Here is a 25,404-nt window from a genome sequence, read left to right as displayed (position 1 = left end):
GTAGGGACGGACTTCCGCCAGCTAGGTTGCTTTTGCCAACCGAGTCGACGGGAGCCCCGTTCATGTCCCCAGCCCCGGTCCGTCCCGGCGCGGTCCTCCTCGTGGTCTCGGCCGCGACCTTCCTCGCGAGCCTCGACCTGTTCATCGTCACGGTCGCGTTCCCGGCGATCCGCACGGCCTTCACCGGCGCCGATCTCGCGACGACGTCGTGGGTGCTCAACGGCTACACCGTGCTCTTCGCCGCCTTCCTCGCCCCGGCGGGCCGGCTGGCCGACCGCTACGGCCGCCGTCGGCTGTTCCTGCTGGGCGTCGCGGTGTTCACACTGGCCTCCGCCGCGTGCGCGGCGGCGACGTCGATCGAGCTGCTGGTCTCGTTCCGCGCGCTGCAGGCGGTGGGTGCGGCGCTGGTGATGCCGACCGCGCTGGCGCTGCTGCTCACTGCGTTCCCGCCGCACCGGCGGTCGATGGCGGTCGGGGTGTGGGCGTCGATCGGCGCGGTGGCGGCGGCGCTCGGCCCGCCCGTCGGTGGTCTGCTGGTGGAAGCGTCGTGGCGCTGGGTGTTCCTGGTGAACCTGCCGATCTGCCTGCTCACGCTCGGGTTCGGGCCGCGGGTGCTGCGCGAGACGCGCGACGGCACCACCGGCGTGCCCGACCTCCTCGGCGCGCTCGGCCTGCTCGTGGGTGTCGGGGCGCTCGCGTACGCGCTGGTCGAGGCGCCCGACCGCGGCTGGGGCTCGCCGACGGTGCTCATCGCGTTCGCCGTCGCCGCGGTGGCGCTCGCGTGGGTCCCGTGGCGCTCGGCGCGCCACGCCGTGCCGGTGCTCGACCTGCCGGCGCTGCGCGTGCCGACGCTGTGGCTGGCGTGCCTCGCGGTCGCCGTGTTCTCGGCGGGCTTCGGCGCGATGCTGTTCGGCAACGTGCTGTTCCTGACCTCGCAGTGGCACGACTCGATCCTCGTGGCGGGCCTCTCGCTGGCGCCCGGCCCGCTCGTGGTCGTGCCGATGTCTCAGCTCGCCGGTCGGCTCGCGCACCGCACCGGCCCCGGGCCGGTGATCGCGGCCGGCGGCCTGGCCCTCGCGCTAGGCGTGACGGTGTGGCTGCTGCGGATGGGGCCCGAGCCGGCGTACCTGTCAGCGATGCTGCCCGGGCAGCTGCTCACGGGCGTCGGCGTGGGCCTCACCATGCCGAGCGTCTCCGGCATCGTCGCCACCGTCCTGCCCGCCGCCCGCTGGGGCGCGGGATCGTCGATGATCAACACCAGCCGTCAGATCGGCACGGTGCTCGGCACGGCCGTGCTCGTCGCGATCTACGCCGGCGCGCAGGACCTCGCGGCCTTCCGCCGCGGCTGGCTGCTCATCGTCGGCACCGGCCTCGCCACGTCGTTGGCCGGCGTCGCGATCGCCACCCGGCGGCGCACGGACCACGTGCCCGAGAGCGCGCCGGAACCCACGCTCGCCACGCGAACTTGACCTGGAGCGCGCTCAAGCTCCTCACCGCCCCGCTCGACCTCGCAGCTCCGGCCGCGGCATCGACCTGTTCATCGGCGGCGCGGGCGTGCTGGCCCACCGGCTGGAACGCGTCGGCCCCGGCGGGGAACGGCAGTTCGCGAATCGCGGGAGGCGGACTAGTACCGCTGCGCGTACCAGGTCGGCGGCTCGCCGAACATGCTCTTGAAGTCGCGGATGAAGTGGCCCTGGTCGGCGTAGCCGAGGTCCGCCGCCAGCGCGGCCCAGTCGATCGCCCCGTCCGCAGCCATGCGCGCGGTCACCTCGTGCAGGCGGTAGCGGCGGATCACCCACTTGGGCCCGATGCCGACGTACTCCGCGAACAGCCGTTGCAGCCCCCGCACGCTCAGCCCCAGCTCGTCGGCGAGGCGTTCGACCCTCGTCACGGCCGTGTCCTCGGCGATCAGCTCGACCGCGGCCACCGCCTGGCGCACCCGGGGGTCGTCGTCCGGCAGGTGTTTCAGCAGGAACGCGTCCACGGTCGGCACGTCGAGCGTCGTGGGCAGGTCGGGGCCGAAAACCTCGGCCGCCGGGACGACGCGGTCGGTGATCGTCGAAACGGAGGCGCCGAGGAACGAGCGGAAGCAGCCCGGCCGGAACGCGACGCCGAAGACGTGGTCGCGGCCCCCGAGGACCTTGATCCGGTAGCCGCTGCACACGCCGTTGACGTCCGCGCGGCCGCCGCCGAACGACAGGTGCACGTTCGGGTAAGGCACGATCTTCTGCCGGTAGGGCTCGGCGTAGTCCCAGCGCGCCTCCCAGTACCGCTCCACCCAGGGCGCGAGCGCCGGCGACGGGTCGTGGAACGCGTGGCTCTGATACCTGGTCCACGCACTCCGCAGCTCACGAACATCCCGCCCCACCCGGCAGAGTGTACGTCGCCTTTGTCCAATACCCCCCGGCCCGCACCGCCTAGCGTCGCCCCCATGTCACACGTATCCGACGCGGCCGGGGCCATGGCCGCCCTCGCCGGCACCATCACCGACGACCAGCTCGCCAACAAGACTCCGTGCACGGAGTACGACGTGCGGGCGCTGGTCAACCACCTCCTGTTCTGGGGTCCGTCGCTCGCCGGCGCCGGCCGCAAGGAGTCCGTTCCGCAGCCGGCGGCGGCCGAGTCCGATGTGGACCTGACGGCCGGCGACTGGCGCGGTCGCCTGCTCGCCCTGCTGGACGACCTCACGTCGTCGTGGGCGCCGCCGAGCGCCTGGCAGGGCGAGACGACCATGGGCACACCGCACACGCTGCCCGCGCCCGTCATGGGCAACATGATCGTCGGCGAGCTGGCCGTGCACGGCTGGGACCTGGCCGCCGCGACCGGGCAGCGGCTGGACCTGCCCGCCGACCTGCTGGCGCACCTGCACGACACGGTGCTCGCCGGCGTGGAGCAGGGGCGGGCGATGGGCATGTACGGACCGGAGGTCGAGGTACCGGCCGACGCACCCACCTTGGACCGCATCCTCGGCCTGACCGGCCGCGATCCCGCCTGGACGTAGTCTCCCGGCCGGTGAGGTGACCGCAGCCGGCCCGGCGTGGACGCCCGAGAAGACCCGCGCGATGGGCGGACGACGTAGAATTGTGTTGTGCCACAACGCGAATACAGCACTGCGGACATCAAGCTGATCGAGTTCGACGAGTCTGTTCGCCACTGGCCGGGGATGTACTTCGGTGTCACTCTCGACGACCCGAAGCTGCCGACCGACGTCCTCATTGGCGTCATCGGCCACGCCGTCCATCCCGCAACGCATCTGGCTGACCCGCGCAGCCCTGTGGTCCGAGTCGAGATTCTCGGTGACCTCACCTTCTCGATCACCGACGACCAGCTCTGCCCGGCCGAGCGCTGCCGCGTGCCGGAACGCGGTTACTTCGAATCGCTGCTGGGCCCGGACCGATGGACACTCGCGGCCGCCGCAGTCGTGAGCCGACGGACGGTCGTCGAAGTGTGGCGGGCCGGGAGTGGCCTGAGCCAGGAGCTCTCCGGCCTGCGCCCGGTCGGATCGCCCGAGTCATTCACCGCATCCCACGGGCGGGGCACCACCGTGACGATCGAATTGGATCCCGACTGCCTTGGCGCGAACGCGGCGATCACCACCGATATTGACACGCTTGCCCTGTATCACCAGGACGACTGCGGGACCGCCGCGCCGCACCAGGTCACCATCAACGACCGCCGTGGCGGGCGCTGACTCGGGAGAGGCGAGGCGTCGTTGGTGAACAGCTCGACGAGCTGCCGAAGACCGCGGCCGCCGAGCAGGCCGAGCGCCGCAGTGGCGCGGCTGTGGCGGCGTTCCGCGGAGCTGGTCGACGGGCTCGCGGGCTGAAAGTCCGAAGTGGACGCTCAGCGCGAACTCGGTGGCGCAGCCGGCACCTGATGCAGCGTCAGGTTGGGCCCGACGGCCGGGTCGGCCGTCCACGCGCCCGACTCGGCCGTCCAGGTCTGGCCGGCGAAGGTGACCTTGTCGACGCCCACCGTGGCGGCGCGGGCGACCAGCCAGGTGCTGATCGCCCAGCCCTGCGCGGCCGGGTGGGCGCCGCTGAGGCGGGCCGTGCCCAGTTCGGCGTCGGCGGTCTTCACGAGGTCGGCGGTGGCCGGGCCGACGGTGATGTTGCGGCAGGTCAGCGCGGCCGGGATCTGGCCGGTCAACGCGCTCGCCGCGGCGCGCGCGACGGGTTCCCACTGGGCGTAGGCGTCGGGTGCGGCGGAGCGCTGCACCGCCTGCGCCGCCTCGGTGATGGGCATCGACTCCCAGCCCGAGAGCTTGGCGAGCTTCGTGTAGAACGCCGTGGCCGCGTAGACCGGGTCCTGCAGCTGCGCCGGCGTGCCCCAGCCCTGGCTCGGCCGTTGCTGGAACAGGCCGACCGAGTCGCGGTCACCGCCGCTGAGGTTGCGCAGCTTCGACTCCTGCAACGCCGTGGCCAGCGCGACCGTGACGGCGTGCGACGGCAGCCCCTCCTTCGAGGCGACCGCGGCGATCGTCGCCGCGTTGCTCATCTGGTCGGGCTGCAGCGTGTACTGCGTCGCGTCCTGCTGACCCGGCTCCTTCGGCAACGTGACCGTGCACCCGGGTGTCGAGACGTCGCTGCCCCGCGACAGCACCACCACCACGACGACCACGGCCACGAGGACCACGACGACCGCAGCGATCGCCGCTTTGACCCCGCACCCGCGCACCCGTCCTCCCCCACCCTTCTCACAAGACCTGTTCGGACAATTCTGCCCGGACGACCGGTAGGGCCCGTGTGTGGGTGAAGGAGGACGGGCCGGGATCACTTGCCGTCGGCGGCGCCCAGGAAGATCGGGTTGGACATAGCGACCATCGCGTTCGGCGTGGTGGTGTTCGGGCCGCCCGACGGACGCCGCACCTCCACGCGCACCCACCGGCTGTAGCGCGGGTAGGTGGTCCACGTCACGGTGGCGGTACCGCCGGCGGGCACCGTCTCGACGTGCTCGGGGCCGAGCTGGTCGAGGAACGTGACGGTGGTGCCCGGCGCACCGGTCACCGTCGCGCTCACCGTGACCGCGGTGCCGGTGCCGGCCGTGAGCCGCTCGCCGATGCCCGCGCTGCGCCCGCCGCCGGACACGCCGAACTCGAGGTTCACGTCCTTCGACTCGGCCAGCCACGACTGGCCCGCCTTGAGGCCGGCCAGCAGGTCGGCGCGGCGGAGGCTGTTGGCCTTCACCACGGTGTGCGGCAGGGCCACGACCTGGTCCGGGTTGTGCGCGTCGGAGTCGCCGATCGCCGGGATCCAGCGGCCGCCGCGCAGCAGGCCGTCCCAGTGCGTGACGCTGGCCTCGTCGTCCTGGGTCCACGGGCCGTTCCAGACCTCGACGAGGTCGGCGATCTCGTAGGCGAACTCGTACGTGCAGCCGAAGCAGTTCGCGAACGGGTGCGCGGCGGTGACCAGGCCGCCCGCGCGATGCACCTGGTCGGTGAAGTGCCGGAAGTCCGCGGCGTCGGACGCGCGGTAGCGCCAGTCGATCCAGGTACCGGCGGGCAGGCCGATCGCGGGCCAGTGCCCCGAGCGCGTGGTGACCTCTTCGCCGTTGAGGATCAGCAGGTCGTCGGTGGCGTAGTCGCCCCAGATCAGCTGCGAGCTCTTGGTGTTGTGATCGGTGGAGACGATGAAGTCCAGCCCGGCCGCGCGGGAGTCGGCGACGAGCTGGTCCGGCGTGCGCTTGCCGTCGGAGTGCACGGTGTGCAGGTGGCAGTCGCCGCGGTACCAGGACTTGCCGCGCTGGCGGGCCGGCGCCGTCTCCGGCGCGGGGTTCGGTTTGAACGGCTTGTCGTCCGCGCCGAACGTCAGAGTGATGTCCACCCGGTAGTTCATGCCCTGCGGCGCCACCGTGTACGGGCCGAGGATCACGTGCCAGCGGCCCTGCTTGATCGGACCGGCGACGTACCCGGGGGTGGCCTCGGAAGCGCTGATCGAGAAGCGGTCGCGGAACCCGCCGGACCAGCCGCGGAAGCCGCGGGCGTTGCCGAGGTCGTGGCCCTCGGGGCCGAACATGCCGATGTCACAGGCGTTTCCGCGCACGCCGGCGGGCACGGACGGCCGGTCGTAGGAGTACACGACATCGATCTGCTTGACCCCGCGGGGCACGTCGACGGGCAGGTAGTACCAGTCCGGCACGTCGGGCTTGAACGTGCCCGTGACCGTCTTGGTCTGCTGCGCCGTGCCCGGCGCGGGAGCCGCGAACGCGACGCCGGGCAGCATGCCCATCGCCGCTCCGGCCGCCACGACACCACTCACGCGCAACAAGTTACGCCGGCTGAGATCCCCAGTGGACATGCGTTCCTCCGCATAGGTCGAAGACGGCCCGACGCTAGGCGAGGGCGAGCGCCGCCATCAACGACGCGCGGGTGAACACTCGGCGACCCGGGCTACTCACCTGTTCCCGCGGGGAAAACCCCGGCCAGCCAAGTGGTCCAGGCCACTTCGCTCTCCGCCGGGCCGTCGAAGACGTGCGCCGCGACGGCGACCGGCCAGCCCCACGCGTCGCGGCCGTAGACGCGGTAGAGCGCGCCGGGAGTGCGGATGCCGAGGAAGCGGTCGGTGCGGTAGTCGACGACGCCTTCGATCGGCGCCGGTCCCGCGGCCACGACCCGGTCGCCGACGGCCGCGTCGCCCACGCCGAGCGCGTCGCACACCGCCGTGAACCCGCCGTCGGCCGAGGACTCCGGCGCTCCGGCCGACACGTACGTCGCGTCGCGGCCCGCGAAGTGGCGGACGTACTCGGTGAGCGAGTGGTAGTAGAACTTCGTGTGGTGCAGGCACGAGTCGAGCTGCACGTCGTGGTCCTCGCCGAGGACCGAACGGTGCCGGTAGCGCAGCAGCGTGCCGGCTTCTCGCGGCTCGAGGTCGTAGTCGAGCTGGTTGAACCACCCGTCGGCCGAGTCCGCGCGCGTCACGAACCGCCGCGCCGGGTCCCACTCGACGACGGTGCCGCCGGTCGGCGTCAGGCCACGCTCGGCACCGCCGCGGCGCGGCTCGTACGCGATCTCCCACAGCCAGCCGCCGGTGCGCGCGGTGAACGCGTCCCACACCTGCTCCGGCGTCCCCGCCAGCACGCCTTCCCACCGGACGTCGATCTCCGTGCCCATGTCGGCTCCTCCGCTCCGAGGGACGCCAGGTGCGCCCCGTCACGGATGCGTCGAAGGAGGCGGGCGCGCTTCGACAAATCGGCGCGGAAGAATTTCAGGCGGGTTTGCGTGGCCCCCGGTACGGCAGCGTCTGGCTGTAGACGACGTTCGTCGTCGTGCTGCCGAACCGCGCCAGCTCCCCCATGAGCTGCTCGAGGTGCGCCATGGACGTGGCGGCGACCTTGAGCGTGTAGCAGTCGTCGCCGGTGGTGCGCAGGCATTCGAGCAGCTCGGCGCGTTCGGCCAGCAGCCGGTGCAGCGCCTCGTGGCGGTTGCCGGGGAACTTCAGCCGCACCACGGCCAGCACGCCGAACCCGACCTTGGTCAGGTCGACCTCGGCGCGGTAGCCGGTGATCACGCCGAGCGCCTCGAGCCGGCGCACGCGCTCGGTGGCCGCCGACGCGCTGAGGCTCACGCGCTTGCCCAGCTCGGTGAGCGCGAGCCGGCCGTCCTGCTGCAGCTCGGTGAGGATCGCCCAGTCGGTGTCGTCGAGAGTCTCGGCCATTCCCGCAATCTACCGGCAGATCCACGGCCATCGGGCCGATATCCCGGACGGAATCCCTTCACCGGCCCGGGTCCGCGTCGATAGCGTTGGCGGCGTGCGACTCGGTGTGAACATCCCGAACTTCGGCCCCGGCGCCGACCCCGGTGTGCTGCGCGCGTGGGCGCAGACGAGCGAGGGGCTCGGCTACGACCTGCTGATGGTGTCCGACCACGTCGCCATCACCCCCGACGTGGCGGCGCAGTACCCCGCGCCGTTCTACGAGCCGTTCACCACGCTGTCGTGGCTGGCGGGCGCGACGACGGACGTGCGGCTGGGCACCACCGTGCTGATCCTCCCCTACCGGCATCCGCTGCTCACGGCGCGCATGGCCGCGAACCTCGCCGACCTCAGCGGCGGCCGGTTCGTGCTCGGCGTGGGCGTCGGCTGGGCGCGAGAGGAGTACGCGGCGCTCGGCGTGCCGTTCGAACGCCGCGGCGCGCTGACCGACGCGCACCTGGCGACCATCCGCAGCGCGTGGGCCGACGAGGACGACTACCGCGCGGGCCGGGTCCCGCTGTGGATCGGCGGCGGCAGCGACGCGGCGCTGCGCCGTTCGGTGCGCTTCGGCGACGCGTGGCATCCGCTGCGCTTCCGGTTGCCCTGGGTGCGCGACGCGCTCGGCCGGCTGCGGGACCACGCCGCCGCCGAGGACAAACCCGTGCCCGGCTTCGCGCCGCGGATCGTCCTGCGGCTCACCGACGCGCCACCCGCCGACCGGCTCGCGGGCGAGGGCACGCTGGAGCAGATCGTGGGCGATCTGGAGGAACTTCGGCGCCTCGGCGCCGAAGACGTGGTGTTCGACCCGTTCTCGGGCGACCCTGAAGAGACCCGGCGGCCCTCGGCGGCCTGGCAGGCACTCGCGGCCGTCGCGGACGCCTGGAAGCAGCACTCCCTCGAAAGGGGACCACGATGACCGAGGCCCTGCTCCGCCGTGCGATCGAGCTCGCCGCCACGGCGCGGGCCAGCGGGAACCCGCCGTTCGGCTCGCTGCTCGCCAGCGCCGAGGGGAAGGTGCTCGTCGAGGAGTGGAACACGTCGCTCACCGACCAGGACGTCACGGCGCACCCCGAGCTGAAGCTCGCGCGCTGGGCCGCGCGCGAGCTCAGCCCCGAGACGGCCGCGCTGACGACGATGTACACGAGCTGCCAGCCGTGCGGGATGTGCACCGGCGCCATCGAACGATCGGGACTCGGCCGCGTGGTCTTCGCGTTGTCCACGCAGCAGCTGGCCACCCTCAAACCACCGGCACCCGGCGCGAGTTTCGAACTGCAGGGTCCCGCTTTGTTCGACGAAGCCCGCGTGCCCGTGGCCGGTTATTACCACTGAATTGCAATTGCACGACGAACCGGCGAATATCAGCCGCGAGTGGTGATCAATTCTCTTTCTTCGGCTCCCCGGCCGACTTCCCGGCGCACGGGAACACAGGCCAGGAGCAGGGAAACAGCCACGACGTCCAGGAGCACGTGGCCGGCGAGGGCGCACAATCCGCACAATGCGGTCCATAGGACGATCTTCATTCACCGAGTGTAGGGCCCGGTCCACAATGCAGCGGAAAACTTGGGAAAGACTTAGGGTTCCCATTCGGGTACACCCGAGAACGTAGGTGAGCCTCAATTCCTCGCCACGGCGCGGATGCGGGAAGATCACCTCGTGCCCGCTCCCGGAACCAGTGCCCTCGTCGTCGAGTTCCCGGCCGCGGCCGGCCTGCTCGAAGCCGCCGTCGCGGTCAGTCCCGCGCTCGTGCGGCCCGGCCTGCCCCCGCACGTCACGGCGCTCTACCCGTTCCTGCCCGCCACCGAGCTCACGGACGAGGCCGACGCCGCCGTGACCGCGCTGGCCGCCGCCCACGAAGCGGTCGACGTCGCGCTGGCCGACCTCGTGGTCGCCCCCGGGTTCGTCGCCGCGCCGGCCCCGGCGCTGCAGCCGCTCGCCGACGCCGCGTGCGACCGCTGGCCCGGCGTCCGGCCGTACGGCGGCCGCTTCGGCCCGCACCCGCCGGCCCACGTCACGGTCGCGATGGGCGGCAGCGACGAGCAGAACTCCGAGGTGGCGCGGCGCGTGGAGCAGCTCCTGCCGCTGACGGCGCGAGCCGAGGCGCTGCACCTGGTCGTGCTCACCGAACAGGGCTGGCAGCTCCGGCTGACCGCTCCGCTCGCAACGCCCGCGCGATAGCCCGCAGCCGCGCGACGTCGGCCGCGAACGCGGTGTCGCCCTGCCGGTCGCCCTCGGGCACCAGCTCGTCCGCCACGGCGTCGCCACCGCCGGCCCGCAGCAGCTCGGCCGCCGCCTCGGGCGGAGCCGACGGCGGGATGCCGGCGAGCAGCAGCCCGTCGTTGACCTCGCTCAGCACCGTCAGCAGCCGCTCGCGCCCGGTCGCGCCCGCGCGACCCAGGCGCACGACATCGGGGAAGCGCCCGGCGAGGTGCTCGCGCAGCGGGCGCAGCTCGGCCCGCGTCCGCGCGTCGCGCACCGCGCGCCCGGCCGCGGGCAGCGCGGGCACGGTCAGGCCGACCACGATCAGCAGCACCGAGATCGCCGGGAAACCCACGGCCAGCGCGCAGTCGACCGTCGAGAACGCGCCGCGGCAGACCACGGCGACCGGGTGCTCGGCGCTCACGTCGGCGACGAGGTCCACGATCTTGCCCGCGAGGTAGGCCAGCGCGAACACGCACGCCACGAGCATCAGCCCGAGGCCGGCCCGCAGCGCGCCGGCGCCCGCGCGGACCGCGCCCGCCGACACGATCGCGATGTCCACCACCGCGAACCCGAGGTAGAGCGTGTAGACCACGACGTAGGCGACCAGCGTCGGATTGGTCCGGTACAGCTCGTCGAACAGGCCGATGCCCACCGGCAGGCCGCGGGTCGAGAAGAACGAGACCACCAGCACGACCAGCGCGACCACGAGAGCGGCGAGGCGGCCGCGGCGCCGTTTCTCCGCCACACCGCCGATCTCGGCGACGGTGACCTCGATGCCGTACGCGGCCACCATCGTCGCGAGGTTCGACAGCAGCCGCCCGAGGCTCGGGTAGATCCGGCTCTCGATCGCCTGCGCGCTGTCGGCCAGCAAGAACAACGCGAGACCGAGCGCGATCAGGCTCGTCGCCAGCCCGGCACCCGCGCCGGTGCGCCGCGCCCGCACGGCGCGCCAGGCGCCGACGGCCACGGCGACCAGCCCGACCCCGAAGAACAGCGCGTCGATCATCCGGCCGCTACCCGAGCAGCGACGCGAGCCGCCGCGCGCGATCGGCGGAGCGCCCGGACGCACCGGGCTTGAGCGGTTCGGCCTCGGCCGTCGCCGCGCTCATCAGCAGCACCGCGATGAGCTCGGCCTCGTACTCGTCGACGTCCGTGGTCACGCGCGTGAGCAGGTGCGACAGCGTGTGGGCACTGAGGTCGGGTGCGAGCGCGGCGGCCTCCGCGTCGGACATCACGCAGGACCCGCGGTGCTCGCACAGCAGGTGCGCGAGCTCGTGGGCGATGATGTGGTCCTGGTGCAACGGTGACGTGCCGGCGGTGTAGGCGACGAGGTCGTAGTCCGCGCGCCGCTGCCAGGCGCCCGACGGCCGGCCCGGCTCGTACTCCACCGCCACCAGGTCGATGTCACGGCCACGGTGCCGTTCCAGCCGGTCGACCCACGCGTTCATCGACCAGGGGCGCGGCGGCGGCACGTCGCGCAGCAGCTCGCGCACTCCGGTGCGGGCGCGCGCTCTCAGGCTCGGGTCGATGACCCCTCCCGGTGCGCTCGGCGGCTGGACCAGCCGGGTGCACCGCGGCGCCCCGGCGATGATCAGCATAGCTACTCGGGCTTGCGCCCGCGGCGGGTGCGCTCGCGCCCGGCGTCGTAGCTGTTCAGCTGGTCCACCAGCGCCGACACGGTGTCGCGGTCGCGTTCGGAGAGCCGCATCGCGCGCTGCGCGAGGTCGCGGGCGCCGGTGTCGCGCCAGGCGACGACGTCGGCGATCTGCCCGTCGACGCGCTCGGCCACGTCGTCGTCGAAGAAGTAGGTGACGGGCACGCCGAAGAAGCGCGCGAGCGCCTGGATGTGCGAGCGTTTCGGGTCGCGCCGCGCCCCGACCGCGAGCTGCTGCACGTGGGTGGCCGACATGCTCACCCCGGTGAGCTCGGCGACGCCCTGCGCGATCTCCCGGTAGGAGTAGGGCTTGCGGTCCGGCGGGTGCACCGTCGAGATCAAGTGCGCGAGCCGTTCGGCGAAGCTGGTGTCCTCGCCGGGACCGCTCGCCGCGTCCCCGGTGTCCGGCGTCCCGGTCATCAGTCCCCCAACCGTCCTCCGCTCGTGACGACGTGAAGCATAGCTGTCACGAAAACTTGACATCAACCGTCCCGTGAACGATACACTCCCCGCCAAGGGATGTCGCGAAAACGAAACGGGCGCCCGCGTGTGGTCACTGGGGGTGGCCACACGCGGGCGCCGGGGGCGGGCGGACCTACCGGACATCCGGGACCGAACGGCGATCGACCGGCGCCGCGGCGCTCGTCCGCTGTCCTGGCTCACAGGCTGCGGAGGTAGGTTGTGCGCCATGGTGCTGGAGAACGGTCCTGAAAGGACACCCGTCGTCGTCACCGGTGGCAGCGGCTTCATCGGCCGCGCGGCCGTACGCGAGCTGCGTGATCGCGGCTACCCCGTCACCGTCGTGGACCGGGTCCCGTACGTCACCGAAGACGCGGGCGTGCGCGTGGTCACCGGCGACCTGCGCGACGCGGAGACTCGCGAGGCCGCCGTCACCGCGGGTACGGGCGCCATCGTCCACCTCGCGGCGCTCACGTCGGTGCTGAAGTCGGTGGAGCTGCCCGACGACACGTTCACCGAGAACGTCGCCGTGACCCACGGGCTGCTGGAGCTCGCGCGCGAACGCGGGGTGCAGACCTTCGTGCTCGCCTCCACCAACGCGGTGATCGGCGACGTCGGCACATCGACCATCACCGTGGACCTGCCCACCCGGCCGCTCACTCCGTACGGGGCCACGAAAGCCGCGTGCGAGATGCTGCTGTCGGGCTACTCCGGCGCGTACGGCATGACGACGTGCGCCCTGCGGTTCACCAACGTCTACGGCCCCGGCATGTCGCACAAGGACAGCTTCGTGCCGCGCATGATGCGCGCCGCGATGGCGGGCGAGGGCGTGCGCGTGTACGGCACGGGCGAGCAGCGCCGCGACCTCGTGCACGTGGACGACGTGGTGCGCGCCATCGCGCTGGCGCTGGAAAGCGGCTACAGCGGCCGGGCGATCGTCGGCGCCGGCCACTCCGTGTCGGTGCTGGAGATGGTGCAGACCGTGCGCGACGTGACGGGTGCCGAGCTGCCCGTCGAGCACGTGGCCGCGCCCAAGGGCGAGATGCCAGCGGTCGTCGTCGACGTGTCCGCCAGCGCCGGGACCATCGGCTTCACCCCGGCGATCTCGCTCGCCGACGGCCTCGCCACCGCCTGGAAGTACTTCTCGGAACTGGACCTGAAAGCGACCCCGTGAGCTTGTTCCTCCGCCGCCACGCCTTCCTGCTCGTCCTGCTCGTCCTCGGCACGACGCTGCGGGTGCTGACCTGGGTCGCGTACCGGCCGGCGATCATCTACATCGACACCTTCCGCTACCTCGACAACCTGCACGCGCTGCGGGCCGATCAGCTGAATCCGATCGGCTACGACCTGGTGCTGCGGCCGTTGCTCGCGATCGGCGGGCTGTCGTTCGTCGCCGCGCTGCAGCACCTGGGCGGGCTGGCGATCGCGGTGGGGATCTACCGGCTCGCGCTGCGCCTGGGCGCGCGCCGCTGGGTCGGCGCGCTGGCGACGGCGCCACTGCTGCTGGACGCCTACCAGCTGCAGATCGAGCAGAACATCATGTCCGAGGTCGTCTTCGAGGCGTTGCTGCTGGGTCTGCTGTGGCTGCTGCTGGCGAAGGGGAAGCCGAACTGGCGGCGGATCGCCCTGGCCGGTCTGGTCATCGGCTTCGCCGTGGTGGTGCGGCTGATCGGCGTCGTGCTCGCGGCGCCGTTCCTGCTGTACGTGCTGAGCGCGGGCAGCGCGTGGCGGTCGTGGCGCGGCTGGCGCAACGCCGGCGTCGGGCTGCTCGCGATCCTCGTCGTGCTCGTGCCGTACGCGGCGGAAGTCAAGGCGCAGACCGGAAAGTGGGGCTTGAGCGGTCCGTCCGGCAGCATGCTCTACGGGCGCACGGCCGCCGTCGCGGACTGCGCGAAGCTCGACCTCGACCCGACGCTGAAGGTGTTCTGCCCGACCGAGGACGTCTCCACCCGCCTCGTCGACAACTACACGCACGCCGACCTCGACCCCGCGTGGCCCGGCCCGCTGCCGCCCGGTGCGGACAAGACGGCGCTGGCGCACGAATTCTCGGTGCAGGTGCTCAAGGCGCAGTGGTGGGACGTCGCGAAGGCGATCCTCAGCGACTTCTCCAAGAGCTTCCGGTTCACCCGCGCCACCGCGATCAACGACGTGCCGGTGGACCGCTGGCAGTTCCAGCAGACCTATCCGTACTGGTCCGATCCCCCGGTGACCGCTTTCTACACGCAGCAGTACGACGGCGTGGATCCGAGCGTGAACGAGCCGATCGCCACGTTCCTGCGCGACTACCAGATCAACGGCGGGTTCGTGCCCGGCGCGGTGCTCGGGTTCTTCGCACTGCTGGGGCTGCTCACCTTGCTGCGCCGCAAGAAACCGCGGGACAAGGCCCGCAGCGGTGCGCTTTTCGCCGCCGGCACCGGGCTTTTCCTGCTGTTCGCGTCGGCGGTGTTCGAGTTCTCGTGGCGGTATCAGCTGCCCGCGCTCGTGCTGCTGCCCGTCGCGGGCGCACTGGGCTTCACCACACTCACGGCCGCGAGCCGTCGGCGCCTCGCCGCGTACCCGGACGCCGTGGACGTGGGCGCGGTCGCGGACTTCGACGACCGGCACCCGGGCGCGAAGCTGTCGGAGCTGACGGTGGTGATCGCCGCGTACAACGAGGCCGGCGGAATCGGCCAGGTGCTGGAGAAGATGCCCGACGAATGCCTCGGCCTGCCGGTCGACGTGCTCGTGGTCGTCGACGGCGGCAGCGACGACACGGCCGCCATCGCGGAGGACCACGGCGCGTACGTGTGCGTCGCGCCGACGAACCGGGGCCAGGGCGCGGCTTTGCGCCTCGGTTACCACCTCGCGGCCGAACGCGGCGCGCGCTACGTCGTGACGACCGACGGCGACGGCCAGTACGACAACAGCGAAATGGCGGAACTGGTCGCACCACTGCTCGACGACACCGCCGACTTCGTCACGGGATCGCGGCGGCTGGGCCACGAAGAGGCCGACAGCCGCATGCGCTGGCTCGGCGTGCGCGTGTTCGCGTGGCTGGCTTCGGCGCTGACGTGGCGGAAGATCACCGACACGTCCTTCGGGTTCCGGTCGATGCGCGCGGAGCTCGCGTGCGCGGTCCCGCTCAACGAGCCGCAGTACCAGTCTTCGGAACTGCTGCTGGGAGTCACCGCGCGCGGTGCCCGGGTGCTCGAACGGCCCATGAGCATGCGGCTGCGCAAGGCCGGCAAGAGCAAGAAGGGCGGCAGCGTCGTCTACGGCGCGAACTACGCGCGGGTCATGACGGGGACGTGGTGGCGGGGGTACGTGCTGCGCCGCGGGCGAACACGAAGCGGTCGAGCATCGTGAACTTCACCACGAAAACCAGAGCGTAGCTGAGCACGTACGCACCGTCGATCAAGATGACCCACCACGCGTGCGGCAGGTTCAGCGGCGCGAGCAGGTGACCGGTGAGCGTGGTGAGCCCGACGGAGGCGAGCCCGCCGATCGAGATGACGACGACGTAGGGCAGCAGCTCGCGCCCGACCTCCGGCCGGCCGCGCCGGCCCCAGACCCAGCGGCGGGTGAGGAAGAAGTTCAGCACCGCGCCCGCGGCGAACGCGAACGCGCTGGCCAGCCACGGAGCCCCGCCGATGGCGAGCACCGTGAGCAACGCCGCCTGGCTGAGCAAAGTCGCCGCGACCGAACTGGTGGCCGCGCGGAAGAACCTACCGGCGAGGCGACGCAGGGGCCGGGGTGAATCCTCCGTTGTGCGAGGCTCCACCGGGTTGGTTACCGTCGTCATGTCCCCCAGTCTCCCCTCGGGCCGATCGGCCTGCCGTCCGGCCCCCCGACGCACAGTAGATTCACAGCTGTCTGCCAGGTGATCATCAGCACCTGGTCGATAGGTTCGGACGTGTTCAAGGCGTCATGTACAAAGAGGAATCAGCGTGCTTGTCGCGTAAACGATACGGAAAGGCTCTTCAATGCGAGTGCTGGTTCTCGGCGGTGACGGCTACCTCGGCTGGCCCACGGCATTGCACTTGTCGGACAAAGGCCACGAAGTGGCCGTTCTGGACAACTACGCCCGCCGCAAGTACGACGTGGAGCTCGAAGCCGAGAGTCTCGTCCCCATCGAAGACCTGCCCACGCGCATCGCGGCGTGGGAAGAGGTGTCGGGCAAGAAGATCGCTCTGTTCGAGGGCGACCTGTGCGACGCCGAGTTCACCTACTCGGCCGTGCGCGACTTCGCTCCCGACTCGATCGTCCACTTCGCCGAGCAGCGGTCCGCGCCGTACTCGATGATCGACCGCGAGCACGCCGTCTACACGCAGCAGAACAACGTCGTCGGCAACCTGAACGTGCTCTACGCGATCGCCGAGATCAACCCGGACATCCACCTGGTGAAGCTCGGCACGATGGGCGAGTACGGCACGCCCAACATCGACATCGAAGAAGGCTGGCTCGAGGTCGAGCACAACGGCCGCAAGGACCGCATGCTCTACCCGAAGAAGCCGGGCTCCTTCTACCACCTGTCGAAGGTGCACGACTCCCACAACATCGAGTTCGCGTGCCGCATCTGGGACCTGCGCGCGACCGACCTCAACCAGGGTGTGGTGTACGGCCAGCAGACGCCGCAGACCGCGCTCGACCCGCGCCTGGCGACCCGGTTCGACTACGACGCGGTGTTCGGCACCGTGCTGAACCGCTTCGTGATCCAGGCGGTGCTGGGCCAGCCGCTGACCGTCTACGGCAAGGGCGGCCAGACCCGCGGCCTGCTCGACATCCGCGACACCGTGGAGTGCATCCGGCTCGCCGTGGAGAACCCGGCCGACCGCGGGGAATTCCGCGTGTTCAACCAGATGACCGAGAGCTACTCGGTCGCCCAGATCGCGGAGATCGTGGCGAACACCTTCCCCGGCCCGGTCCAGATCGAGAACCTGGACAACCCGCGCGTGGAGCAGGCCGAGCACTACTACAACGTGAAGCACACCGGGCTCGTGGAGCTGGGTCTGCAGCCGCACCTGCTGTCCGACACGCTGATCGAGTCGTTGTTCGACATCGTCGGTTCGAACAAGCACCGCGTGAACGACGAGCGCATGCGCCCGACCGTGCGCTGGCGGGGTGCGGTCAAGTCCTGACCCCGTTCGCCGCGTTGGCACGCTGAAACGCCGGATCGCCGTTGCGCGGTCCGGCGTTTTTCGTCAGTAGGCGGGCCAGGGGCCGAGCGGGGGCAACGGTCCGGTGAGGCGCTCGCCGTCACCGCGGCCGGCGAGCCAGGCCGCCAGGTCGCGGATGGCTCCGGCGACCCCGTCACCCTCACCCCAGCGCTGCGGAACATCGGTGGCCGTCATGCTCGTGCCGGCCGGGATCCGTGTCCTCAGCAGATCAACGGCGTGGCAAGCGAAATCCACGTCCCAGTCGTCCGGACCGACGCCGATGTCCAGGTCCACAAGGTGGATCCAGACTTCGCGCCAGCGCGTGTACACCGCCGGAATGAAGGCTGGCCAGTCCTCGACGCGCTCCCACACGCGTTCGAGTGTTTTTGCGTGCGCGTCAACAGCGGTGCGGTGCTCGTCGGCGCTCCGGCAGGCGGTGGCCTCGATGATCGCGTCCCGCTCCCCCGCCGCCCACATCGCGACGGCTTCACCGCGCAGTGCGAATTCGACGACTCGCGCGCGGGCGCGCGCAGCGTCGGCGAGGTGAGCCAGTACGTGGCCGCGGGTCCAGCCGGGCAATCGCGAGGATTCTCGCACGGCAACGTCCGTGAGGTCGGTGAGCGCTGCGGCGAGGCGCCGGTGGGCGTCGGCGACGGCGTCGACAGGTGGGATCGTGGGGCCGGATCGTATCGGCAGCACATTTTGTCGGTCGCGGATGAGATGCTTCTCCGGTCAGCCCCTCACGGGGGTCGGAAACACGGAGCGGCAAGGGAAACGTGGCCGAACAGGTGGCAGCGCGCTGGAGTCCCGAGCAGGTCGCCGGGCTCGCGCCGGACCCGGCGTCGGCCAAGGCCGGGCGCGGGCTCGCGGTGCCGGCGAAGTGGTCGGGCGCCGGCGCTTCGGCGCGGGCGGTGTGGGGTTCGTGCAAGGGCAGTGGCGCGAAGCCGTACCGCACGGTGGTCGAGCTGGCGGGGCCGGCGTTCAAGTGCACGTGCCCGTCGCGGAAATTCCCGTGCAAGCACGCATTGGGGTTGCTGCTGCTGTGGTCGGCCGAGCAGGTGCCTTTCGCCGCCGAGGAGCCCGACGTCGCCACGTGGCTCGCGGAGCGTGAGGCGCGGGCATCGCGCGCCGAACGCAAGCCGGACGCGCCGAAGGACCTGGAAGCCGCGGCGAAACGCGCGCAGGAGCGGCTCGCGCGCGTGACCGCGGGCGCGGCCGAGTTGCGTGGCTGGCTGGCCGATCGCGTCGGGGCCGGTCTCGCGACCTTCGAGAGCAGTGGTTTCGCGGATGGCTCGGGTTCCGGCGGCGGCGCCGAGCAGCTGCGCGCGGTCGCCGCACGCATGATCGACGCCCAGGCCCCGGGTTTGGCGGGCGGTCTGCGTCGCGCGGCCGGGCTCGTCGGCCGCGGCCGCGACTGGCCGGGTGACCTGCTGGCCGAGCTGTCGCTGCTGTACGTGCTGGCCGGCGCGGCCCTTCGCCTGGACGAGCTGCCCGCGCCGCTGGCCGAAACCGTGCGCACCCGCCTGGGGTTCTCGGCGGGCACCGCGCAGGTGCTGGAGTCGGGCGAACGCGTCGCCGACCAGTGGCTCGTGACCGGCGCGGTCGACGACGAACAGGACAACCTCCGCACCCGCCGCACCTGGCTGCGCGGCCGGCACTCGGGGCGCGTCGCGTTGGTCCTGTCCTTCGCCCCGCCCGGCCGTCCGCTGGACAGCTCCCTGCCGCCCGGCTACGTCGTCCCCGGCGAGCTCGCCTTCCACCCGGGCGCCCTGCCGCTGCGCGCGCTGGTCGCCGACCGCACCCAAGCTGTCCCCACCCCGGTCCCCCGCGGCGACACCGTCGCGGACGCCCTGGCCTCGTTCGCCGACGCCCTCGCCGTCGACCCGTGGCTCGACCGCTGGCCCGTGCTGCTGTCCGACCTCACCCCCGCCCGCCACGCCGGCGGCTGGGCCCTGTCCGATGTGGACGGTGCCGCCCTGCCACTGCTGCCGGGCGTCGACCCGTGGCCCCTGCTCGCCCTCGCCGCGGAACACCCGGTGACCCTCGCGGCCGAACTCACCCCGGCCGGCCTGCGCCCCCTCACCTGCTGGCACCCGAACGGCGTGGTGCGCCTGTGACCCCGAACCTCAGGGAGACCCCGAAACCCTTGGCACCACGCGAAAACCTGCCCACACGACGCCGACGCCCGGTGCCGGGGACGCGGCCTTGTCGCCTCACGAACCCGGCCACGCCAAGACTTCGCCCGAACGCCCGCGCGCCGTTCCCGGCGCGATCGATCACCCACCCCGCGGCCGCGCGGTGGCGCGTGCGTCGGCTGGCTTCGGGGAACGGCGGGAAGGCCGAGGCGGTGATGGGCCGATGAAGGCGTGGGAAGACCTGGTCGGCACGGCTCTGCTCGGCACGCGCCGCCGGGGGCTGGACGTGAGTGGGTTGCCGGACGAGGTGCGGGAGGTTGCGGGCAAGGCCGGGGACCAGGCCGACGCCGTGCTCGTCACGGCGGCGCTGCTCACCAACTACCGCCGGGCGGGCCGGTTGCCCGTGGCGAACGCGCACCGCGAAGAGCCGGCCAAGCCCGACGGCCGGAGGTTCGTGCCGCCGCTCGCGCGGGAGCGGCTGGCGCGGTTGCTGCACGCGAACCGGCCCGAGCTGCTCGAGGAGTGGCTGCAGACGGCGGCCGAACGGGGGTTCCGGGTGGCCCCGGAGCTGGTGCCGGCGCTGGCGGACGCGGCGCGGGCGCGGGTGTCGTTGCGGGCGCCGCTCGCGGAGGTGGCGGGGCCGGTCGGGGCGTGGCTGGGTGCGCGCAACACCGACTGGGCGTTCCTGGTCGCCGAGGTCGAGGACGACAGCGACGACGCGTGGCAGTTCGGCACTCCCGCGCGGCGCCAGGCGTGGTTCGAACGAGCGCTCGCGCAGGATCCCGCGGCGGCGCGCGCGGCGCTCACCGCGACGTGGCGCACGGAGCCCGCCGACCTGCGCGTGGTGTTCCTCGCCTTGCTGGGCCGCCACCTCACGCAGGAAGACGAGCCGTTCCTCGACGCGGCCCTCGCCGACCGCGCGGCGGCGGTGCGCGACACCGCCGTGCGGCTGCTCGGCGGGCTGCCCGGCACCGGGCTCGGCAAGCGGATGGCGGCGCGGCTGCGGGAGTGCGTCACCGTGCGCAGCCGGTCGCTGCGGGCCGACGTCCTGCAGGTCACGCTGCCGGGGCCGGACGACTCGCTGGTGCGCGACGGCGTCCGCGTGCCCCACGGGCCCGGGCAGGACACCGCGCGGCTGCGCGCGATCATCGCCGCCACTCCCCTGGAGTTCTGGGCGGAGTTCGGCACGCCGGGCGACCTCGTGGGCATGCTCGTCGAAGGTTGCCCGCTCGCCGTGGTGCGCGAAAGCTGGGCCACGGCGGCGATCCGGCAACGCGACGAAGCGTGGGCACAGGCGCTCGTCGAAGCCGAGCCGGGCGGCCGGGCCACGGCGGCGCTCGTCGGGGTGCTGGCGCCGGAGAAGCAGGCCGCCACCGTCGCGAAGCTGGCGCGCGGCCTGCAGGTCGAAGCGCTCACGAGGCTGATCCTCGACCTGCCGCAACCGTGGCCCGAGGAGCTGGGCCGGGTGCTGCTCGACTGGGTCGCCGCGCAGCAGGACCACCGGCTCGTGGCCCACGCCGCCGCGCTCATCGCCAAGGCCGTGCCGCCGGCGTGCCTGCGCCACCGGCTGTCCCTGATCCCCCAGCCCGGCGAAGCCGCCCCGTGGCGGCGGGCCGTGGCCGAAACGCTGACTTTCCGCCGCGAAATGCACGAGGAGCTCTCATGACGTCCGCAGTCCTCCGGCCCCACGCCGAGCAGGAGTACGCCGGTGAACTGGCCGCGCTGGCCGCGGCCGACGACCGCACGAAGCCGCCGTCGTGGCTGCTGTCGCCGTGGGCCGTGGTCACGTACCTGCTGGGTGGCACGCTGCCCGACGGCACCGAGATCAGCCCGAAGTACGTCGGCCCGCGCCGGCTGATCGAGGTCGCCGTCGCGACGCTCGCCACCGACCGCGCGCTGCTGCTGCTCGGCGTGCCGGGCACGGCCAAGACCTGGGTGTCGGAGCACCTCGCCGCCGCCATCAGCGGCGACTCCACGCTGCTCGTGCAGGGCACGGCGGGCACGGCCGAGGAGCAGATCCGCTACGGCTGGAACTACGCCCGCCTGATCGCCGAGGGCCCGAGCGAGCAGGCGCTGGTGGAAAGCCCCATCCTGCGCGCGATGCGCGACGGCAAGGTGGCCCGGCTCGAGGAGCTCACCCGCATCCCGGCCGACGTGCAGGACTCGCTGATCACCGTCCTGTCGGAGAAAACCCTCCCCGTGCCCGAGCTGGGCACCGAGGTGCAGGCGCGCCCCGGCTTCACGCTCGTGGCCACCGCGAACAACCGCGACAAAGGCGTGAACGAGCTGTCGAGCGCGTTGCGCCGCCGGTTCAACACCGTCGTGCTGCCCCTGCCGGACACCGCCGAGGCCGAAGTGGAGATCGTCAGCCGCCGGGTCGCGCAGCTGGGCGCCTCGCTCGCGCTGCCGGCCGAAGCGGCCGAGCTGACCGAGATCCGCCGCGTCGTCACGGTGTTCCGCGAGCTGCGCGCCGGCCGCACCGAAGACGGGCGCACGGCGGTCAAGACCCCGTCGGGCACGTTGTCGACGGCCGAGGCGATCAGCGTCCTCACCGGTGGCCTCGCGCTCGCCGCCCACTTCGGCGACGGCGTGCTGCGGGCGCAGGACGTCGCGGCCGGCATCCACGGCGCCGTGGTGAAGGACCCGGTCGCCGACCGCGCGATCTGGATCGAGTACCTCGAGACCGTGGTCCGCGAACGCGACGGCTGGGCCGACTTCTACCGCGCGGGGCAGGAGATCAGCGGATGACCACGCACCTGCTCGGGATCCGGCACCACGGGCCGGGTTCGGCTCGGGCGGTGGCCGCGAGGCTCGCCGAGCTGGAGCCCGACGTGGTGCTCATCGAGGGCCCGCCCGAAGCCGACCAGCTCGTGGACCTGGCGGCCGACGAGGACATGCGGCCGCCCGTCGCGCTGCTCGCATACGCGGCCGACGACGTGTCGCGCGCGGCGTTCTGGCCGTTCGCGGTGTTCAGCCCCGAGTGGCAGGCCCTGCGCTACGCCGCGGAAGCCGGGGTGCCGGTGCGGTTCTGCGACCTGCCGGCCGCGCACCAGTTCGCGCTCGGCGACGAGGACCGCGTGCCGCGCGGCGACCCGCTCGCCGAGCTGGCCGCCGCGGGCGGGTACGACGACCCCGAGCGCTGGTGGGACGACGTCGTGGAATCGCGGCGCGGCGGGGAGTCGCCGTTCGAGGTGATCGCGGAGGCGATGACCGCGCTGCGTGAGGACGATCGCCCGCCGGACCTCCACGAGCAGCGCCGCGAGGCGTACATGCGCGGCGTGCTGCGCAAGACACGCAAGGAAGGCTTCGAGCGCATCGCCGTGGTGTGCGGTGCGTGGCACGTGCCGGCGCTGGCCGATCCGCTGCCTCCGGCGAGCCGTGACCAGACCGTCCTCAAAGGACTGCCCAAGCGCAAGGTCGTCTGCACGTGGGTGCCGTGGACCCACGGCCGGCTCGCCACGGCGAGCGGCTACGGCGCGGGCGTGCGCTCGCCCGGCTGGTACCACCACCTGTTCACCACGGCCGACGACGTCACCGCCCGCTGGCTCACCGCCGTCGCCGGGGTGCTGCGCGAGGAGGACCTGCCGGTCTCGACGGCGCACGTGATCGAGGCGGTGCGGCTGGCCGAAACGCTGGCCGCGCTGCGCGGCCGGTCCTCGGCGGGGCTGGCGGAAGTCGACGCCGCCACGCGCTCGGTGCTGTGCTCGGGCGACGACGTGCAGGCCGACCTCGTCACGCGCAAGCTCGTCGTCGGCGAACGCCTCGGCGAAGTCCCCGAAACCGTGCCGCAGGCTCCGCTCGCCGCCGACCTGATCGCGACCGCGCGCCGGCTGCGGCTCAAGCGCGAGCCGACCGCGCGCGAGCTCGACCTCGACCTGCGCACGCCCGGCGGCCTCGACCGCTCACGGCTGCTGCACCGGCTGCGCCTGCTCGACATCCCTTGGGGCAGCCCGGAAATCTCGGCGACGCGCAGCAAGGGCACCTTCCGCGAGACGTGGACGCTGTGCTGGGAGCCGGGCTTCGAGGTCGACTTGGTCGCCGCCGCCGTCCACGGCACCACGGTCGCCTCGGCGGCCTCGGCGCGCGTACGCGAGGCCATGGCCGGCAAGCCGCCGCTCGCCGACATCACCACGGCTGTCGAGGGCTGCCTGTTGGGCGGCCTCGGCGACGCGCTGCCGGAGGTGCTGACCGCGCTCGACGCCCGCGCGGCGGCCGACACCGACGTCGCCGACCTGATGACCTCGCTGCCGCCGCTGGCCCGCTCCACCCGCTACGGCGACGTCCGCGGCACGGACACCGCGCAGCTGCGGGAGGTCGCGGACCGCCTGCTCACCCGCGTGTGCGCCGGGCTGCCGCCGGCCGTTCACGGCATCGACGACGACGCGGCCCGGAAGTTCTGCGACCTGGTCGACAACGTCCACGAAGCCACCACGCTCCTCGGCGACGCGGCGCGCGACCGCTGGCTCACCGCCCTGCGCAAGCTCGCCGGCCGCGACTCCCTGCCGCCGCTGCTGGCCGGGCGCGTCGTGCGGCTGCTGCACGACGCCGACCTGTTCGACAGCGCGGAAGTCGAGCTGCGCCTGGGCCGCGCGCTCACCCCGGGTGTCGAGCCGGCCGCGGGTGCGGCGTACGTCGAGGGCTTCTTCGCGGGCGGCGCGCTCCTGCTGGTCCACGACGAGCGCATGCTGCGAGTCGTCGACACCTGGCTGGGCACCATCCCGTCCGACGTGTTCACCGAAGTGCTTCCCTTGCTGCGCCGCACTTTCGGCGCCTTCGCCGGCCCGGAGAAACGCGCCATCGGCGAACGCGCGGCCGGCCTCTCCGGCGGCGCCCCCGCGGCCCGCTCCGTCGCCGACGAGCTGGACGAGATCCGTGCCCGCAGTGCCCTGCCCGTGCTCGCGACCCTTCTCGGAGCGGCGTCATGACCACCCCGGACCCCGACCGCCTGCGCCGCTGGCGCCTCGTGCTCGGCGGCGGCGCGGACGGCACCGGCCGCTCACTGTCCGAAGAGGACAGTGGCCTCGACGCCGTGCTCGCGGCCCTCTACGACCGACGCGAGGAGTCCGTCCGCTCGGGCGACCGCCGCGGCGCGACCCTGAACTCCTCGGCGCCGCGCGTCGCCCGCTGGCTCGGCGACATCCGGCGGTACTTCCCGGGTTCGGTCGTGCAGGTGATGCAGCGCGACGCCGTCGACCGCCTCGGGCTCACCCGCATGCTCATGGAGCCCGAACTGCTGAGCGCGGTCGAGCCCGACGTGCACCTGGTCGGCACGCTGCTGTCGCTCAACGGCGTGCTGCCCGAGGAGACGAAGGAGACGGCGCGCTCGGTCGTGCGCACGGTCGTGGCCGAGCTCGAGGAACGGCTGGCCGAGCCCACCCGCGCGGCGATCCGGGGCGCGCTCGACCGGGCCGCCCACACGCAGCGCCCGCGCGCCGCGGACATCGACTGGGCCCGCACCGTGCGCACGAACCTGAAGCACTACTCCCCCGAGCTGAAGACCATCGTGCCCGAGCGGCTGGTCGGCTTCGGCCGGCGGCAGCACAGCGTGCAGCGCGAGGTGATCCTGGCCGTGGACCAGTCGGGGTCGATGGCGGAGTCGGTGGTCTACTCGGGCCTGTTCGGCGCCGTACTCGCCTCGATGCGGGCGCTGAGCACGAAGTTCGTCGCGTTCGACACGGCCGTGGTGGACCTCACCGAGCACCTCGACGACCCCGTGGAGCTCCTCTTCGGCACCCAGCTCGGCGGCGGCACCGACATCAACCGCGCCATCACCTACTGCCAGGGCCTCGTCGAGCGTCCCGAGCAGACGCTGCTGGTGCTCATCAGCGACCTCTACGAGGGCGGCGTACGCGACGAGCTGCTGCGCCGCGTCGGCGAGCTGGTCGGCTCGGGCGTGCAGGTCGTGACCCTGCTGGCACTCTCGGACTCCGGCGCGCCGTTCTACGACCACGAGAACGCCGCCGCCCTGGCCGAGCTCGGCGTGCCGGCCTTCGCGTGCACCCCGGACCTGTTCCCGGAGCTGATGGCCGCGGCCCTGCGCCGCGAGGACCTCGGCCGCTGGGTGAGCGCCGCCACCGCGAGCGGGGATTAAACCGACCGGTCATCTGGTTGAAGAAGACAGAACGAGACTTCGA

The 25,404-nt window shown here is 72.5% G+C and carries 25 protein-coding genes; 14 read left to right on the top strand and 11 right to left on the bottom strand.

Going from position 1 to position 25,404, the window contains the following annotated elements:
* The first annotated feature begins 62 nt into the window (after positions 1 to 62).
* A complete protein-coding gene (locus tag ACFY1H_RS37445) occupies positions 63 to 1,469 on the top strand; it encodes an MFS transporter (protein ID WP_386954463.1) in 1,407 nt (468 codons plus the stop codon).
* A gap of 155 nt (positions 1,470 to 1,624) precedes the next feature.
* Here ACFY1H_RS37445 and ACFY1H_RS37440 read toward each other — a convergent pair whose 3' ends face one another.
* Complete coding sequence (locus ACFY1H_RS37440; RefSeq protein ID WP_366583550.1) at positions 1,625 to 2,368, bottom strand: helix-turn-helix domain-containing protein; 744 nt, start codon at positions 2,366 to 2,368, stop codon at positions 1,625 to 1,627.
* A gap of 63 nt (positions 2,369 to 2,431) precedes the next feature.
* Here ACFY1H_RS37440 and ACFY1H_RS37435 point away from each other — a divergent pair, with 63 nt between their 5' ends.
* Both ACFY1H_RS37435 and ACFY1H_RS37430 read left to right on the top strand, forming a co-directional pair.
* On the top strand, positions 2,432 to 3,001 hold the full coding sequence (locus ACFY1H_RS37435) for a TIGR03086 family metal-binding protein (protein WP_386954459.1): 570 nt from the start codon (positions 2,432 to 2,434) through the stop codon (positions 2,999 to 3,001).
* An 87-nt stretch (positions 3,002 to 3,088) separates the two neighbouring features.
* Positions 3,089 to 3,691: a hypothetical protein gene (locus ACFY1H_RS37430; protein ID WP_366583548.1), complete on the top strand. Its 603-nt coding sequence runs from the start codon at positions 3,089 to 3,091 to the stop codon at positions 3,689 to 3,691.
* Positions 3,692 to 3,843: 152 nt separating this feature from the next.
* Here ACFY1H_RS37430 and ACFY1H_RS37425 read toward each other — a convergent pair whose 3' ends face one another.
* From ACFY1H_RS37425 to ACFY1H_RS37410, 4 genes are all read right to left on the bottom strand, one after another.
* The gene (locus ACFY1H_RS37425) at positions 3,844 to 4,677 is read right to left on the bottom strand and encodes a hypothetical protein (protein ID WP_366583547.1); all 834 of its coding nucleotides are present in this window, start codon (positions 4,675 to 4,677) and stop codon (positions 3,844 to 3,846) included.
* A gap of 95 nt (positions 4,678 to 4,772) precedes the next feature.
* On the bottom strand, positions 4,773 to 6,296 hold the full coding sequence (locus tag ACFY1H_RS37420; RefSeq protein ID WP_366583546.1) for a CehA/McbA family metallohydrolase: 1,524 nt from the start codon (positions 6,294 to 6,296) through the stop codon (positions 4,773 to 4,775).
* Between the two features lie 92 nt (positions 6,297 to 6,388).
* Positions 6,389 to 7,108 carry an SRPBCC domain-containing protein gene (locus tag ACFY1H_RS37415; protein ID WP_366583545.1) on the bottom strand — a complete coding sequence of 240 codons (720 nt, stop codon included), beginning with the start codon at positions 7,106 to 7,108 and terminating at the stop codon, positions 6,389 to 6,391.
* Positions 7,109 to 7,202: 94 nt separating this feature from the next.
* Complete coding sequence (locus ACFY1H_RS37410) at positions 7,203 to 7,652, bottom strand: Lrp/AsnC family transcriptional regulator (protein WP_366583544.1); 450 nt, start codon at positions 7,650 to 7,652, stop codon at positions 7,203 to 7,205.
* Between the two features lie 94 nt (positions 7,653 to 7,746).
* On the opposite strand from ACFY1H_RS37410, the gene ACFY1H_RS37405 reads away from it, so the two are divergent.
* Together ACFY1H_RS37405 and ACFY1H_RS37400 are read left to right on the top strand one after the other, a co-directional pair.
* Positions 7,747 to 8,604, top strand: a complete 858-nt coding sequence (locus ACFY1H_RS37405) for an LLM class flavin-dependent oxidoreductase (protein ID WP_386954453.1) — start codon at positions 7,747 to 7,749, stop codon at positions 8,602 to 8,604.
* On the top strand, positions 8,601 to 9,017 hold the full coding sequence (locus tag ACFY1H_RS37400) for a nucleoside deaminase (RefSeq protein WP_366583542.1): 417 nt from the start codon (positions 8,601 to 8,603) through the stop codon (positions 9,015 to 9,017). The genes ACFY1H_RS37405 and ACFY1H_RS37400 overlap by 4 nt, the downstream gene beginning before the upstream one ends.
* A 29-nt stretch (positions 9,018 to 9,046) precedes the next feature.
* Here ACFY1H_RS37400 and ACFY1H_RS37395 read toward each other — a convergent pair whose 3' ends face one another.
* Positions 9,047 to 9,208 (bottom strand): hypothetical protein, encoded by a 162-nt coding sequence (locus ACFY1H_RS37395; protein ID WP_386954450.1) that lies wholly within the window; start codon positions 9,206 to 9,208, stop codon positions 9,047 to 9,049.
* A gap of 133 nt (positions 9,209 to 9,341) precedes the next feature.
* Between ACFY1H_RS37395 and ACFY1H_RS37390 the strand changes: the two genes are divergently transcribed.
* Positions 9,342 to 9,863: a 2'-5' RNA ligase family protein gene (locus tag ACFY1H_RS37390; protein ID WP_386954447.1), complete on the top strand. Its 522-nt coding sequence runs from the start codon at positions 9,342 to 9,344 to the stop codon at positions 9,861 to 9,863.
* On the opposite strand, the gene ACFY1H_RS37385 is transcribed toward ACFY1H_RS37390, so the two are convergent.
* The 3 genes from ACFY1H_RS37385 to ACFY1H_RS37375 are packed head-to-tail and all read right to left on the bottom strand — an operon-like array spanning position 9,805 to position 11,961.
* Complete coding sequence (locus ACFY1H_RS37385; protein ID WP_386954445.1) at positions 9,805 to 10,893, bottom strand: hypothetical protein; 1,089 nt, start codon at positions 10,891 to 10,893, stop codon at positions 9,805 to 9,807. The two genes, ACFY1H_RS37390 and ACFY1H_RS37385, sit on opposite strands and share 59 nt — an antisense overlap.
* Positions 10,894 to 10,900: 7 nt before the next feature.
* A complete protein-coding gene (locus tag ACFY1H_RS37380) occupies positions 10,901 to 11,485 on the bottom strand; it encodes a hypothetical protein (RefSeq protein WP_386954442.1) in 585 nt (194 codons plus the stop codon).
* A gap of 2 nt (positions 11,486 to 11,487) precedes the next feature.
* The gene (locus ACFY1H_RS37375; RefSeq protein WP_366583538.1) at positions 11,488 to 11,961 is read right to left on the bottom strand and encodes a helix-turn-helix transcriptional regulator; all 474 of its coding nucleotides are present in this window, start codon (positions 11,959 to 11,961) and stop codon (positions 11,488 to 11,490) included.
* 268 nt (positions 11,962 to 12,229) lie between these two features.
* Here ACFY1H_RS37375 and ACFY1H_RS37370 point away from each other — a divergent pair, with 268 nt between their 5' ends.
* Both ACFY1H_RS37370 and ACFY1H_RS37365 read left to right on the top strand, forming a co-directional pair.
* Positions 12,230 to 13,174 (top strand): NAD-dependent epimerase/dehydratase family protein, encoded by a 945-nt coding sequence (locus tag ACFY1H_RS37370; RefSeq protein ID WP_386954439.1) that lies wholly within the window; start codon positions 12,230 to 12,232, stop codon positions 13,172 to 13,174.
* Entirely contained in the window at positions 13,171 to 15,345 is a 2,175-nt protein-coding gene (locus ACFY1H_RS37365) for a glycosyltransferase family 2 protein (protein WP_366583537.1), read from the top strand. The genes ACFY1H_RS37370 and ACFY1H_RS37365 overlap by 4 nt, the downstream gene beginning before the upstream one ends.
* Here ACFY1H_RS37365 and ACFY1H_RS37360 read toward each other — a convergent pair.
* Positions 15,275 to 15,781 carry a GtrA family protein gene (locus ACFY1H_RS37360; RefSeq protein ID WP_366583536.1) on the bottom strand — a complete coding sequence of 169 codons (507 nt, stop codon included), beginning with the start codon at positions 15,779 to 15,781 and terminating at the stop codon, positions 15,275 to 15,277. The genes ACFY1H_RS37365 and ACFY1H_RS37360 overlap by 71 nt on opposite strands.
* A gap of 181 nt (positions 15,782 to 15,962) precedes the next feature.
* Here ACFY1H_RS37360 and ACFY1H_RS37355 point away from each other — a divergent pair, with 181 nt between their 5' ends.
* The gene (locus ACFY1H_RS37355) at positions 15,963 to 17,117 is read left to right on the top strand and encodes an NAD-dependent epimerase/dehydratase family protein (RefSeq protein WP_366583535.1); all 1,155 of its coding nucleotides are present in this window, start codon (positions 15,963 to 15,965) and stop codon (positions 17,115 to 17,117) included.
* Between the two features lie 63 nt (positions 17,118 to 17,180).
* On the opposite strand, the gene ACFY1H_RS37350 is transcribed toward ACFY1H_RS37355, so the two are convergent.
* A complete protein-coding gene (locus tag ACFY1H_RS37350; protein WP_366583534.1) occupies positions 17,181 to 17,834 on the bottom strand; it encodes a maleylpyruvate isomerase family mycothiol-dependent enzyme in 654 nt (217 codons plus the stop codon).
* A gap of 77 nt (positions 17,835 to 17,911) precedes the next feature.
* Between ACFY1H_RS37350 and ACFY1H_RS37345 the strand changes: the two genes are divergently transcribed.
* The 5 genes from ACFY1H_RS37345 to ACFY1H_RS37325 all read left to right on the top strand — a co-directional run bounded on the left by ACFY1H_RS37345 (position 17,912) and on the right by ACFY1H_RS37325 (position 25,361).
* Entirely contained in the window at positions 17,912 to 19,252 is a 1,341-nt protein-coding gene (locus tag ACFY1H_RS37345; RefSeq protein WP_386954436.1) for an SWIM zinc finger family protein, read from the top strand.
* A gap of 241 nt (positions 19,253 to 19,493) precedes the next feature.
* Entirely contained in the window at positions 19,494 to 20,936 is a 1,443-nt protein-coding gene (locus ACFY1H_RS37340; protein ID WP_366583532.1) for a DUF5691 domain-containing protein, read from the top strand.
* A complete protein-coding gene (locus tag ACFY1H_RS37335; RefSeq protein WP_386954432.1) occupies positions 20,933 to 22,018 on the top strand; it encodes an AAA family ATPase in 1,086 nt (361 codons plus the stop codon). The genes ACFY1H_RS37340 and ACFY1H_RS37335 overlap by 4 nt, the downstream gene beginning before the upstream one ends.
* Positions 22,015 to 24,195: a DUF5682 family protein gene (locus tag ACFY1H_RS37330; RefSeq protein WP_386954429.1), complete on the top strand. Its 2,181-nt coding sequence runs from the start codon at positions 22,015 to 22,017 to the stop codon at positions 24,193 to 24,195. Before ACFY1H_RS37335 ends, ACFY1H_RS37330 begins: the two co-directional genes overlap by 4 nt.
* Positions 24,192 to 25,361: a VWA domain-containing protein gene (locus ACFY1H_RS37325; RefSeq protein WP_366583529.1), complete on the top strand. Its 1,170-nt coding sequence runs from the start codon at positions 24,192 to 24,194 to the stop codon at positions 25,359 to 25,361. Before ACFY1H_RS37330 ends, ACFY1H_RS37325 begins: the two co-directional genes overlap by 4 nt.
* Positions 25,362 to 25,404 lie beyond the last annotated feature (43 nt).

Origin of the sequence: Amycolatopsis sp. NPDC001319, assembly GCF_042896185.1 — a bacterium.
Lineage (GTDB): Bacteria > Actinomycetota > Actinomycetes > Mycobacteriales > Pseudonocardiaceae > Amycolatopsis.
Note: the sequence above shows the minus strand (reverse complement) of the source record. Positions and strands in the feature narration are given on the sequence as shown.